The sequence below is a fragment of the Paenibacillus glacialis genome (assembly GCF_001637205.1).
Taxonomy (GTDB): Bacteria; Bacillota; Bacilli; order Paenibacillales; family Paenibacillaceae; genus Paenibacillus_AQ; species Paenibacillus_AQ glacialis.
Genome location: NZ_LVJH01000074.1, coordinates 168,737 through 182,220, shown reverse-complemented (window position 1 = coordinate 182,220; position 13,484 = coordinate 168,737). Strand labels below are relative to the sequence as shown.

Sequence of the window (13,484 nt, the reverse complement as noted above, 5' to 3'; positions counted from 1 at the left end):
AGGATAGATTTACGGATATTTTCATAGAAATGTCTACTTCTTTAAGTCCTTATCTTTTATATACTCACCTTATCATCAATTGAAGTAAGACAAACATAAAGGGGAGTTGAGTTGTTATGAAGAAAGGTTTCAAAAGAATGACTGCGATGATGCTTATTTCGAGTTTGGTGCTTGTAGCTACGGCATGCGGCTCAAATGACGCAACAGAAGGAACAGATGAAGCAAAGGCAACATCGAAGATTAAATTCATGCATATGTATGATAAAAATTCATCACAACCAAGTCATCAAGCGGAATTGATTGAACAATTTAAAGCAGCAAACCCAGATGTCACTTTTGACGAAGAAATTCAGTCTCATGATAATTATGAAACAAAAATTAAAACATTAGCTGCGGCAAACGAATTACCAGATGTCTTTCTTGTGAAACCATCGATGGTCTCGACTTTTGTTGAAAACGGTTTACTTCTTCCGCTAAATGATCAGCTAGATAAGAACACAGCATGGAAAGAAGGTTTTAATGAGGGTGTACTTGATCCTTATACGATTGACGGGAAGACCTATGGTATTCAAATGACAGGCGGACCAACACATGTTATTTATTACAATAAGGAACTGATTGCCAATGCAGGATTCTCAGAATTCCCTAAAACATGGACCGAGTTCGAAACCTTAATTAATAAATTAGTTGAGCAAAAGATTACGCCAATTGCACTTGGTAATAAAGGTAAATGGGTTGCGAACTCCTCTTATATGAGTACATTAGGTGATCGTTTTACAGGTACCGAATGGTTTACCAGTCTAATTGACAATAAAGGCGCGAAGTTTACGGATCCTGAATTTGTACAAGCGTTAGGCGCGTTGAAGAACCTTGTTACGATCGGGGCGTTCAATAAAGATATGAACAGTATCGATAATAATCAACAAAGAACGCTCTATTATAACGGTAAAGCAGCGATGTTCATTGAAGGTAACTGGGCAGTAACTGCTATTGAAACGAGTGCACCGAAAGAAATTATTGAGAATACAGCTGTTGCAGTATTCCCTGCGATTGAAGGAGCCAAAGGTGATCAGAACAGCGTTTCAGGCGGCGGTGGTTGGGCTTATGCAGTCAATACAAATATAGATCCGGCTAAATTGGATAATATTCAAAAATTGATTCAAAGCGTAACGGATTCTGAAGCTGCAAAATTGATGTTGAAGTATGGGGATATTCCTTCTAGTAAAGTAGAAAACATTGAAGGCATCGAATTAACACCAATAAGCAAAGATCTTCTTAAATTGCTTGAGACTACAAAATATTCACCAATATATGATACCCGCTTGTCTCCAGCTTTGACTGAGGCAATGAATACGATATTACAAGAGATGATGATTGATAAATACACACCTGAGCAAGCAGCAGAGGTTCTTCAGAAAGAGTACGATAATGAAATGAAGTAATAAACGGAAACGTTTATCGATATTCTCCTGAGCAAATTGCCCAGGAGAATATTATTTTCAAAATAGAAGGAGGAAGCATGATGGAAAGTTCACCGGCCATGCGCCCCAAACGGATTACGTTTTTAATATACTTGTTACCAAGTGTCATATTGTTTGCTTTCATGGTACTTGTTCCAGTTATTCTAGCTGTACGATACAGCTTCTTCAATTGGTCAGGCGGACCAAAAATGGAGTTTATCGGGCTTGATAATTATATGACGTTGATAAAAGATAGTTATTTTTGGAATGCTTTTCTGAAAAACTTACTTATAGTATTTTTTAGTGTGTTTGGTCAAATTGGAATTGCTTTCGTTATAAGCATCTTTTTGATGTCAAAAGTCGTGAAGTGGAAAGGATTTCATCGTACGGTCATCTTCATTCCAGTCGTTCTATCTTCCGTCGTTATCGGATTTTTGTGGGGAATGATATTTAACCAAGATGCCGGGATGTTAAATTGGCTACTGAGCTCAGTTGGCTTAGAGTCTTGGATCAGACCGTGGTTAGATGATCCGAATATTGTTATGTTCTCCGTTACAGTTCCGATTGTTTGGCAATATATCGGGTTTTATCTGATTATCTTCTTGGCTGCGATGCAAAGTATTAACAGCGAGGTCTATGAGATGGCTGAACTTGATGGTGCAACCGGATTTAAGAAAATGCTTTATATTACATTTCCGTTGTTGTCAGACACGATTAAGATTGCAATTATGCTCTGTATCGCTGGGAATATGAAGGCGTTTGATAGTATTTTCGTCATGACAGGTGGCGGACCGGGCAGTAGCTCGACCGTTATGGCACAATATGCGTACGACACATCATTTAAATCGTTTAAGCTTGGATACGGAAGTACGATTTCTGTAGGTATTATGATCTTAAGTGTTGGGTTGATTGTTATCAGCCGCTTGATTGGAGGAAAAAAACGTGACTAAGACAGCAAATAGAATCAGTCAAATCGCGATTAACGTCTTTTTGTTCGCGGTCTCATTGTCGTGTATATTTCCTTTGATTTGGATGCTCTACTCTTCATTGAAAACATCACAAGAATTTGACCTCAATATTATGTCGTTACCTTCTAAGCCTCAATTTCAAAACTATATCGATGCTTTCGAAATCGGAAAAATGGGCACATACTTTTGGAATAGTGCCTTTGTAAGCTTGTTTACTGTTATTTTCACGATATTATTCGGATTTTTTACGGCCTATATTTTAGCTCGATTTAAGTTTCCTTTCCGAAATGTAATCTACTTTATGTTTTTGACAGGTATGCTTATTCCGGTACACGGCTTACTTATTCCTATTTTCGTTGAATTCAAAGCGTTGGGACTTTTAGATAAGCGGATTACGCTCATTTTTCCTTATGTAGCCTTTAATTTATCGATGGCCATCTTTTTGTTTGAGAACTTTATTAAGACGGTACCTATTGATGTGGAAGAAGCCGCATGTATCGATGGAAGTAGTTCGACAAATACCGTATTTCGCATCGTATTACCACTTTGTATGCCGGTCATTTCGACTTCGATCATCTTATTTTTCCTCGGAGCTTGGAACGAATTTCCGTTTGCGCTCGTTCTTATTAAGAGTGCGGAACTGCGCACCTTGCCGATCGGTTTAACTAATTTCAACGGGCAATATACGGCTAACTATACACAGATGCTAGCGGCAATGGTTATTGTGGTCTTGCCAGTTGTAGTCGTATATTTGGCTTTCGCCAAAAAGGTTATGCAAGGGATGACAGCTGGGGCTGTAAAAGGATAAGGAGGGCTTAACTATGGAACGTTTTAGATTACCAAAAATTGATTTGGGGTCAGTGGCCATTCCACAAAGTGTGGAGCAGGTACTACACATCGCAGAGCAGACACTAGCGCATCGTCCTAAGTTGCTCACGTTATTTAAAAATTGTTTTCCAAATACGTTAGAAACAACGACAAAATTGATGGATGACGGTACGACCTTTGTGATTACAGGGGATATTCCAGCTATGTGGTTGCGCGATTCAGTCGAACAGGTACGCCATTATGTACCATTTGCTAAAGATGACGTGGAATTACAGCGGATAATTGGTGGATTGATTCGACGTCAAATGTTCTATATTCTAAAAGATCCGTATGCCAATGCCTTTAATGAAGGCCCGAATGATTGGCATTGGGATGCTAATGATGAAACGGACATGACCCCGTGGGTATGGGAACGTAAGTTTGAACTTGACTCCATTTGTTTCCCGATGCAGCTTTCGTATTTATACTGGAAAGAAACAGGGAAAACGGACATATTCGATGAGCATTTCCTTACGGCTATGCGTAAGACGGTTGATTTGTGGAAGGTAGAGCAACGGCATGGGGAGGATTCTCCATATACTTTCATGCGTCGGAATTGCCCAGCCATTGACACTCTACGTAATGAAGGGAAGGGCATGTCTGTTAATTATACAGGGATGATCTGGTCTGGATTCCGCGCAAGTGATGATGCATGCGACTTTCATTACAATGTTCCTTCGAATATGTTCGCTGTTGCCGTTCTTCGTCAAATGCAGGAAATTGCCAGATATGTGTTCCGCGATGAACTATTTGTTAAGGAAATGGCAAAGCTTGAGGAAGAAATCGAGCATGGAATTCGACTCTATGGAATTTATAACCACCCTAAATATGGGGCGATATATGCATTTGAAACAGATGGATTCGGGAATTATTGCTTAATGGATGATGCGGGAACGCCATCTCTTATGTCGATCCCATATATCGGATATATTTCAAATGACGATCCAATTTATCAGAATACACGGAGATTCATTCTAAGTAAGGACAACCCTTATTATTATGAAGGCAAAGTAGCCAAAGGTATAGGCAGTCCGCATACTCCGCCGGATTATGTGTGGCATATAGCACTTTCCATGCAAGGGTTAACGGCATCTAGCGATGAAGAAATGATGGAAATGATTAATATGATCGAAGCAACGGATGCGGATACCGGTTATGTGCATGAAGGCTTTCATGCTGACGATCCTTCGCAATTTACAAGGCCATGGTTTGCATGGTCTAACAGTATGTTCGCTATGCTGATCAATAAGGCGATGGAACGTGGGTTATTCGAATAAATCAGCAAATGTAAAGCAGCTAGCCTATCGAGATAGGTTAGCTGTTTTTTTCGGTGTACTTAACTCATAGCGATATATCTTTTTTACTACATGTTTTCATCTCGTTTTCGACATATTTTATTTGGTACCTGTGAGCGAATCTAACAAAGCCTGACGGAATTTCTCCGTCAGGCTTTGTTAGATTTTACTTATTGAGCGCCATATACCTCAAAATCAAAGAGTGAATATCCGTATGCTGTGCCTCTTGTTACGCCAAGTACTCTTACATATCTTCCGCTCTTAGGAGTTGAGAATGTAATATCATCAATTGCGCCATTACCGGTTGTTGCCGTATAAGCATCTGTCCATGTGGTCTTGTCGTCGGAAACCTGTATTTTGTAACCTTTAGCATAAGCATCTTCCCAGTTTAATTTTACCTGGTATACGCTTTGGGTTACACTAAGATCCACATAGATCCATTCGTTATTGCTTCCTTCATTACTTGCCCATCTTGTCGACGAATTGCCGTCAGTTGCTTTGGAAGCTTCGAATCCACTTGCTTCTACCGAACTAGCTACAGCCGTCTTGCCAAGAGCGAGGTTAGTGCCCGTTGTTGGATTTGCACTTGTTGTAGCAGTCGCTGAATTGCTGTTTGCCGAAAGGTTACCAGCAGCATCAACGGCTTTAACTGTATAACTATATGCCGTTGATGCAGTCAAGCCTGTGTCATTAAAAGTGGTACCAGTCGGTGTACCTACTTGAGTGCCACCGCGGAAAACTTGGTATCCAGCTACGCCAACATTATCTGTCGAAGCTGTCCAGTTTAAATTGATTTGGTTGTTTGATACAACGGCTGTAGTCAGGTTAGAAGGAGCTGTAGGGGCTTGTGTATCTGGTGTTCCGCCGCCAGCCGTTGGTATCCACCAGTTTCCTGAAATGAAGAGCATGTTAAGCAAGTTGTAGGAATCGCTGAAATATCCCTCTTTTTTGTTCTTCATCCAGTCCCAACCAGAATTCACCCATGCTTGATGAGCGCTGTTCGTTGTCGCTGCTGAAATAAACGGTGATACGAACACGGCTGTAGCATATGATCCTCTTGCTGTACCATTCAATTGATATCCGTCTTTAATGTTGCCTGGAACGCCATTTGTCTTACCTTTAATCCATACCGCCATTTTGTTTGCAATATCCCGGCCTCTAGTGTCTCCGTAAAAAGCGTAGTCCATTACAATTCTTAATGGAACCCGGCTTGCATTGTAGTTATATTCCTTATCATACGGACCCTCCAAAAAGTCGGGATCAGCCGGTATAGGGGGATTGTTAACTACAAAGTCAGAGATTAGACCTGTAGTAGATGAGTAAGATGTTGAGAATTGGCCGTAAACGGTATACAAATTATTGATGACATCTAACCATACTTGATCTCCTGTAACTTGGTTGAAAGCTCTTAAATGGGAGAGCATCCAATCGGATGGACGAGTGTCAAATGTGTTTTTCCCAAACGAATCTCCAAGATTTAGCCTATTATTCGTTGTCACAATGCTTACTTTGATTCCATTGGTAATCATTTTTTTGGCTTCTGCCAAATAGTTAATCGTACCAGACGATCCCCATTGACGATCTGCAAGAATCAAGGAATAAGCGATATCTAAATCACCGTCGGTAGCTGAGCCATAATGCCCTTGGGCACTGCTGCTATCCGCGACAATCCAGCCCATTAGATTTGCATTATTCTTACTTTTGAAAGCTCTTGCCGTTTTGAATAGGCCATCAAAGATCGTTCTTGCATTCGAATCGTGCCCTGCCATCAGAGCTGTGATGACCATTCCATAACCTTGTCCTTCTGAAGATCCGAGCGGAGTGTAACCGCCAGGATTACCAGTAATTTCGCCTTTTACATAATATCCGCCAGGTAAGGAAGATAAGTTATTTTTTAAGTATTTTCCTTTCCAATAGTCATAATAACTTGAAACTGCGCTATTCATTGCTGCCTGAGTTACATGGTTAGGCTTAATAATACCTGGGTAGCTGACTTGCTGTGGGAACGGTTTAAGTTCTCCTGCAGCATGAGCTTTTGTTTGAAATGGAGCAGGTGCACCCAGTAGTGTCATAAGCATTGTTAGACAGAGAAGAACAAGACCAATCAATTTCATCAAACTTTTGTTCGATTTTAAAGTGTACAATTAAAACTCCTCCTTGTATTGTATTCTAACAATCCTCGACGCTATCACAGCCTCCTTTCCATATAACACACATTCTTAAATTAAAGCGCTTTAACTTTTGGGTTAATTAAAAAGTAATTTAGAGGATACCTTAGGAGCATGCCCCGCCACTGGATCGACTAAGTTACTTATAACCCACAATTTTTCGAGGGAAGATGTTCTTCCCTCTTGATAATGAATTTAACATACAAATTTTGGTTGTGTCCACAATAATTTCATTTTCGCAATGTAAAATTAGAAATCCATGATCTTGTGAGCTGATCTATAACGATATAAGAAATTTGTGATTATGAAATAGTACGATATCCTTTGAATGAGGGATTGGGTAGAAGTGAATGAGGACGATGTTCAGATTCTATATAAGAAGGTCTCGGCATATAGTTATTTGGGAACTACGGTTCAAGTATATTACCGCAGCATCCCGACTTCCAAAAACGAAGGAGATAACTGATGAGAAAAAAGTTTACTGTAGGACTGTTGATGCTGGTATTCATGTTTAGCTTGGCTACTTCCGCATTCGCCGATCCTCCTTACAAGCAGATAATTACTGGTTATCATAGCGGTGGACATATTTACCTCAGTGGCGACTTTCGCGTCGATGGAGCTACGACATCCGCTACTGAATCCGTCATTGCATTACTTTCTTACTATAATCCGTCAACTGGAAATTGGCTGGGGATCTCTTATAATCAATTCTCCATCATCCAGAATGAAACCACATCCCAGTATGTTCGTCTAGTAACCTCTTATCCAGCAATTACTCATCCATCAGGAACGTACAAAGTCGAAATTATAGGAACGCCTTTCAAAACTTGGACGATCAATGCGAATATCGTTTCGTCGTGGCAATAGTCTATCTTAGGAAAAGCCGAGGGATCGGCTTCCGAAACAACAGAGCGCCAGTGCCCAATAATCGGCACTGGCGCTCTGTTGTTTCGATTTTATCCAATCGATTAAGCTTGCCTCTAGTGAATGAAACTGTTATAAATAATCAACTGCAAAAAAATGATTATATCCTCAAATCCGTGTAACATTCAACATTATGGAGCTAATGAAGCGGTGTTGAAGGAAGCGTATTACAAGCAAGTTTTTCGCTAAATGGACAAGTATTTATGTGTAACGGAAGACGAGATCATACGAGTCTATGAGATGTTGTCTCAAGATGGCGCAGTATTAATGCCGTTTTGAAGATTATTTAAAAGCAAGGAGGAGATATGATGATACGTACTCCATGTAAAAGCGAAGGCTGTTCAGCAACTATTTTACCAACCACTGCTGAAAAAACAGGTGGTTATTGCATGCCATGCCGTCAGGAGACGGAGCGCCAAAAGAGGCAACAATATATCAAGGATCATCGTAGAGATGTGGATTTGTACGAGGGGATTAATGATCCGGTTGAAATTCTTAAGATCATGCACAACCGTCCCCCATACGATCCGTTAATTAAATTCATTCCATATGAACTGAACAAGGAGCAGTTATACATATCATTGACTGAAGAAGATACAGATCGAATGTTGACTTATGCCATGAACCTGCTAGATTCGGGAGATGAAGATACAAGCCAGGATATTTTATTATCGCTGGTTTGTTATAAGAACAAATCGCTAGCTACCTCGATTCCTGTGTTTATCAATCGCGATATATATTATCCCGGGATTTTGTTTAAGGATGCCTCAGTGGAGGCTCGGGATCAACTGCTGAATCGGGTGGAACATGATACGGATAACCGCAATCATCTATTGTTAGCATTAGCTTGGATTGGAGATGAACAGATAGTACAGCGGTTTCGTGAATGGCGTGAATCACCCCCACCATGGGTAGAAGAAACCTATGTCACACCTGATACATACACACATGAAGCAGGTTGGAAGCTCAACGAAGACGGGGAGCGAGAAAATTTGTTTCATGAATTCAGCTACGCCATTGAGAAGTTAAAAGAAGTGGAGGATTCAAGTATTGAAGCAAGCGAGCCGCTAACCTTACTGACTGAAAGCTCACATACTTGTCAGTGGTGTGGAGGAAAGATGACTACACTCTTGGATTTCAAGGTAAGCCACCCTACGTTTCTTTTTTTGTCCATGTCTGGAGAACGGCTTAAGTTGGAGACATGTGTTAAATGTAGCTGTTATGGCGTTATGTATATGGATGTTGATTCAAACGGTGAGTCCAGATGGAGTACATATAATCAGAGACCAGACTATTTGCCTGTATGTAATATTGAAGATTATGATAACCAACATGTATCTGCAAGTAAGTCCTTTAGGCTAGCCAGCAAGTCTCGAAACAGTTACTACGCAGCTCACTGGACGTTAGAGCCAACGGTTTCACAGGTTGGAGGACATCCGACTTGGATACAGGACGCGGAGTATCCGGTATGTCCTTGTTGCTCCAAGCGCATGATTTTTTTCAGTCAGTTAGATTGGGGGGAAGTAGTGGAGTATGGAGAGGGTATCTATTATATGTTTATATGTTCGGATTGCAGGATTACAGCTACATCATTCCAGCAATCATAAATAGAGTCTGCGAACCTGCGATCTATCAAGCTTCTCTTTACATTTTAATGATAAAATAGATTTACAAACTGATATATTCGGCAATATGGGTAATATGATTAAGGATAGTCGTTATGATAGATAGTATTTAAAATGTATATGAATGGAGTAGATATGGAATTCAGACACTTAGAGAAGAAGAGGTAGAGAAACTAATAGAACTAGTTACGGGGGAGTTGTTAGGAGGCTTGGCTTCAGAGAGCATTCATCCAAATGAACCAGTAAAGGTTCGGTGGGTTCCTAAGCCTTGGCTACTGCTAGGATCAGGGAATTATGCGGCAGTATTCTCTCATCCCGATTATGCAGAATATGCAGTGAAGATTTATGCTCCGGGTAGACCAGGATTAAAGGAAGAAGCTGAGGTATACAAACGTCTGGGCAATCATCCATCGTATTCAATGTGTTATTATGTCGGTTCGAATTTCCTTATATTACAACGACTTAAGGGAATCACTGTTTATGATTGTATTAAGCGGGGCATTCCAGTATCTGAGCAAGCTATCCGTGATATTGACGGTGCTTTAGAATACGCTTGTTCCCGAGAGCTCCGCCCTCACGATGTTCACGGCAAAAATATCATGATCAATGATGGTCGGGGTTTGGTCGTGGATGTGTCCGATTTCTTAAAGCATGAAGAGTGCACCATGTGGGATGATTTCAAAAAAGCTTACTATACTCTTTATCAGCCGTTGACTTCCCTATGGTTATTTCCGGTTCCCGACGCTGTGTTGGAGGCGGTACGTAAGGGATATCAGCTATGGCGACGCAGTTGAAGAATTTCCTATAAATAAAGACGACTATTCATTCAGAGTGAATAGTCGTCTTTATTTATGTTGTATTCTATTAGTAGAATACAATGGTAATTGGCTGGTCTATCGTTTAGTTCTCCATAGGAAACCTAAGCGTTACTTGAGTTCCTTCTTCTACAACACTACTTAACGTTAACCCATATTCTTCTCCGTACATCAATTTTGCTCGATCATTCACATTTTTGAGGCCATAGCCCTTTGACTGAGATTGAAGCAGAAGTTGAAGTCGTTCTTGCTGAATTCCGATTCCATTGTCTTCTACCTGAAAAATAATACACTGATTCTCCAATTTTCCTGAAAGAGTTATTTTCCCACCTTCTTCTCTGTTCTCGATACCGTGAATGATGGCATTTTCAATCAGTGGTTGGAGCATCAAGTTGGGCATATAGTAGATGAGGATCGCTTCATCAATTTGATATTCCACCTCGAAGTTGTTGCTGTGCATAATAAGTTGGATTTTCATATAAGATTGAACATTAAGAATTTCGTCCGAAACCAATATCATATTGTCACCTTTATTGAGAGTCGTACGATAAAATGTAGATAAAAGTTGCGCCATTTCACTAATGTCCGTCGCGCGAATCCGCAGTGCCCTCCAATTGATCAGCGAAAGGGAATTGTATAGGAAATGGGGGTTGATCTGAGCCTGTAAAGCTTTCATTTCATATTCTTTGCGGGCAATTTCCTCGACATATACTTTATTAATCAGCGTTTTCGTTTCCTCGACCATGTTCCCAAAGCCTCTGATTAAGTCACCAATTTCATCCTTCGACTCACTTGAGACGGTGACCTCAAGTACCCCTTGTTCGACCGTCTTCATATTATTACGCAAACGCTCAATCCGTGAAATGAATTTACGAGAAAAAAGGCTGCCCGCCACAACTACAGCCGCAATACAGGCTACAATAATCAACAAGACCGTTGAGACGATCGCCCAAGCTGAGTTCGTGATTAAGCTCGTAGGTTTATGTAAATATACCGTCCATCCTGAAATGGGAATATCCGATTGTAGCACGGTGCTCTTTTTTCCACTCCAATTCATTTCATCAACAGGTGTATCTGTGATATGGGGAAGGAGGGATCCTTGTAATTCTTCCGTGGAATAAATAGCTTGTCCGAATGAATCCGTTATAAGTATTTCCGCACCTTGAGAATGCATGGATTCAAATGATTGAAATAAACTGTCGTAGTTTATGCGTGCGAACAACACATTATCTTTCGGATTGGTTTGTTTTAAGTCGATCATACGCCGAACGCTGTATATATTATGGTTATCGGCAAACCACAGGCCATCGGTCGATTTCATTACGTGAGGATACCAATCCATGTCTTTAATCTCATCGATGGGTAAAACGGTTTTTCCGTGTTGATGTAAGTTGCTCCCCGTGTACAATGTAATTTGTTCTACTCCTGCGTTCAATGAACGAGCGGTATAGAAATTTTGATCGATGACATTGACCAATTGATCGTACATTTCAAACGTACTGGTATAGGTGTGATTAGCGGCATTCACAATTTCCTGATTTAAGCTCAGAAAGTTCATTAATTTATTGTGAACTTCCAATTGGTTGTTCAATGTCAGAGCACTTTGTTGTAGAGCAGCTTTTAAATCAGATTTTGACTGCGCAACTAAGAGTGATCTGGTTTGTGAAAAACTAAATCCGCCCAATACGACGACGGGAATCATGCTGATCAGTAAAAAAGCTAACTTGATTTTGGTTTGAAATTTCATATTATGAATGTTGTTCTTAAGAGTCCGCCAGATTCGCATGATAGTCCTCCAAATTTTCAAGGGATCTCTGGTTATACTGTCGGAATTTCTCGGGGGTGTGTCCGTAGAAATCCCTGAAATTTTGGCAGAAGTAAGAAATATTACGATATCCGACAGCAATGCATATATCTGATATTTTTAGATGCGTATTTGTCAGCATGTCCTTCGCTTTTTGCATCCGCACGTTTTTAATATATTTGTTTAATCCGCAACCGGTATGTTTTTTGAAAATGGAACTCAGATAATGGGGAGACAAATACACTTTGGCGGCAAGAATCTCCAGACTCAGATCTTCGGCATAATATTCTTCAATGTATTGTTTAGTAACCGAGATGTCGCGGTTCTGGGTGGGTTCCAAATGGTTGGAATCCTGTTCCAACCGAGTGATACCTTCCATAATAATATCCTTGATATCTCTCAAGTCTTCAGACTTGTATATTTTCTCAATTCCTATGTTTAAATCCATTTCAGACGTTGTCGTAGTATACTTCATAACATCTTGATAAAGAGTGGAAAATGTATGCTTCACATATAAGTGTGAAAACTGTACCTGCCTTACATATTTTTGATATAGCAGTTCTATATTTGCTCTTAGACTAACACTATTTCGTTCATTCAAACTATTTCGTATCTGATCTAAAATATGGTTGTCTGCTAGGTTGGGGAACACCTGATCAGAGAAGATCAATTCGTTCCTTGCATCAAATACGTAAGTATCCGATAGGAAGAATCGATATTCCATCAATTTCTCCAATTGGGGCAGTACGCCAGCTATGTCTTGTATAGCACTAAGTTCCTCGTTAATAGCGAGGTAGCAATGTACTTTATATTTAATCAGAATACTGTTGTTTATACGAAGCGCTAATTCATGATAAGAAACACGTGAGAGTTTATTAGGCTCAGGGAATAGCAGCAGACTCTGACATCCATTCAAATTTAAATAATCGACTGGGATTTCCAATAGGGAAAGGAGAAATTCTTCAAACTCCGGTCCAACATTTTCAAAGAAATCTTTCTCAAATTCGAGCAACATCGCGTTATGATAATGAGTCGGCAATCCGAGCGAAAGACCTTTCATCGAAGGTTCTTCTCCGATGCCATTAACCAGCGTGAAAAGAATATGTTTTTTTACATAAGCTAGTTTCATTTGAGAAGCTTCATCTTTATGCTGCTGATCAGTTAACTCAACAATAACTCTTTCCATCGTTTCTTTAAACGCTTCTACATTGACCGGTTTGAGAAGATAGTCTGAGACACCCAGTCTCATGGCTGTCTTAGCGTATTCGAATTCGGCGAAGCCACTAAACAAGATCACTTTTGTTTTAGGGTGAAGTCTTAGTACGTGTTCGGTTAGTTGCAATCCATCCATCAATGGCATTCGCACATCGGTAAATAGGATATCAACAGAATGCTGTTCCAAGTAATTGAGTGCTTTTTGGCCGTTTTCTGCCGTTTCCAACTGGAGGGGGAAACTGAGTTCTTGAATGAGAAAAGAGATACCTTCTCGTTCTTCTGCGTGATCGTCCACCACCAATATTGTAAACATGTGTGTCCACCTTCCACCCTGTAATAGTCA

10 protein-coding genes and 1 pseudogene are annotated in these 13,484 nt (G+C 40.2%); 7 read left to right on the top strand and 4 right to left on the bottom strand.

Annotated features, from left to right (window positions below):
• The first annotated feature begins 116 nt into the window (after positions 1 to 116).
• From PGLA_RS26130 to PGLA_RS26115, 4 genes are all read left to right on the top strand, one after another.
• Entirely contained in the window at positions 117 to 1,442 is a 1,326-nt protein-coding gene (locus tag PGLA_RS26130) for an extracellular solute-binding protein (RefSeq protein ID WP_068538127.1), read from the top strand.
• A 77-nt stretch (positions 1,443 to 1,519) separates the two neighbouring features.
• Positions 1,520 to 2,410, top strand: a complete 891-nt coding sequence (locus PGLA_RS26125) for a carbohydrate ABC transporter permease (protein ID WP_245700374.1) — start codon at positions 1,520 to 1,522, stop codon at positions 2,408 to 2,410.
• Entirely contained in the window at positions 2,403 to 3,236 is an 834-nt protein-coding gene (locus tag PGLA_RS26120; protein ID WP_068538125.1) for a carbohydrate ABC transporter permease, read from the top strand. The genes PGLA_RS26125 and PGLA_RS26120 overlap by 8 nt, the downstream gene beginning before the upstream one ends.
• 13 nt (positions 3,237 to 3,249) lie before the next feature.
• Positions 3,250 to 4,572, top strand: a complete 1,323-nt coding sequence (locus tag PGLA_RS26115; RefSeq protein ID WP_068538124.1) for a glycoside hydrolase family 125 protein — start codon at positions 3,250 to 3,252, stop codon at positions 4,570 to 4,572.
• A gap of 188 nt (positions 4,573 to 4,760) precedes the next feature.
• On the opposite strand, the gene PGLA_RS29640 is transcribed toward PGLA_RS26115, so the two are convergent.
• Together PGLA_RS29640 and PGLA_RS29635 are read right to left on the bottom strand one after the other, a co-directional pair.
• On the bottom strand, positions 4,761 to 5,384 hold the full coding sequence (locus PGLA_RS29640) for a discoidin domain-containing protein (RefSeq protein ID WP_425415426.1): 624 nt from the start codon (positions 5,382 to 5,384) through the stop codon (positions 4,761 to 4,763).
• An 81-nt stretch (positions 5,385 to 5,465) separates the two neighbouring features.
• Positions 5,466 to 6,617: pseudogene (locus PGLA_RS29635) on the bottom strand (family 8 glycosyl hydrolase); the annotation flags it as partial.
• A 606-nt stretch (positions 6,618 to 7,223) separates the two neighbouring features.
• On the opposite strand from PGLA_RS29635, the gene PGLA_RS26105 reads away from it, so the two are divergent.
• From PGLA_RS26105 to PGLA_RS26095, 3 genes are all read left to right on the top strand, one after another.
• Positions 7,224 to 7,625, top strand: coding sequence for a hypothetical protein (locus PGLA_RS26105; RefSeq protein WP_068538122.1), 402 nt, complete (start codon positions 7,224 to 7,226; stop codon positions 7,623 to 7,625).
• A gap of 362 nt (positions 7,626 to 7,987) precedes the next feature.
• Complete coding sequence (locus PGLA_RS26100) at positions 7,988 to 9,289, top strand: DUF1963 domain-containing protein (RefSeq protein ID WP_068538121.1); 1,302 nt, start codon at positions 7,988 to 7,990, stop codon at positions 9,287 to 9,289.
• Between the two features lie 227 nt (positions 9,290 to 9,516).
• Positions 9,517 to 10,101, top strand: coding sequence for a serine/threonine protein kinase (locus PGLA_RS26095; RefSeq protein WP_245700372.1), 585 nt, complete (start codon positions 9,517 to 9,519; stop codon positions 10,099 to 10,101).
• A 106-nt stretch (positions 10,102 to 10,207) separates the two neighbouring features.
• On the opposite strand, the gene PGLA_RS26090 is transcribed toward PGLA_RS26095, so the two are convergent.
• Together PGLA_RS26090 and PGLA_RS26085 are read right to left on the bottom strand one after the other, a co-directional pair.
• Positions 10,208 to 11,908, bottom strand: coding sequence for a sensor histidine kinase (locus PGLA_RS26090; protein ID WP_068538119.1), 1,701 nt, complete (start codon positions 11,906 to 11,908; stop codon positions 10,208 to 10,210).
• The gene (locus PGLA_RS26085) at positions 11,886 to 13,454 is read right to left on the bottom strand and encodes a response regulator (RefSeq protein WP_068538118.1); all 1,569 of its coding nucleotides are present in this window, start codon (positions 13,452 to 13,454) and stop codon (positions 11,886 to 11,888) included. Before PGLA_RS26085 ends, PGLA_RS26090 begins: the two co-directional genes overlap by 23 nt.
• Positions 13,455 to 13,484 lie beyond the last annotated feature (30 nt).

Excerpts from the sequence above, each read along its gene's own strand:
- PGLA_RS26130 (WP_068538127.1), top strand. The coding sequence starts at position 117 with ATGAAGAAAGGTTTCAAAAGAATGACTGCGATGATGCTTATTTCGAGT.
- PGLA_RS26125 (WP_245700374.1), top strand. The coding sequence starts at position 1,520 with ATGATGGAAAGTTCACCGGCCATGCGCCCCAAACGGATTACGTTTTTA.
- PGLA_RS26115 (WP_068538124.1), top strand. The coding sequence starts at position 3,250 with ATGGAACGTTTTAGATTACCAAAAATTGATTTGGGGTCAGTGGCCATT.
- PGLA_RS26105 (WP_068538122.1), top strand. The coding sequence starts at position 7,224 with ATGAGAAAAAAGTTTACTGTAGGACTGTTGATGCTGGTATTCATGTTT.
- PGLA_RS26100 (WP_068538121.1), top strand. The coding sequence starts at position 7,988 with ATGATGATACGTACTCCATGTAAAAGCGAAGGCTGTTCAGCAACTATT.
- PGLA_RS26090 (WP_068538119.1), bottom strand. The coding sequence starts at position 11,908 with ATGCGAATCTGGCGGACTCTTAAGAACAACATTCATAATATGAAATTT.
- PGLA_RS26085 (WP_068538118.1), bottom strand. The coding sequence starts at position 13,454 with ATGTTTACAATATTGGTGGTGGACGATCACGCAGAAGAACGAGAAGGT.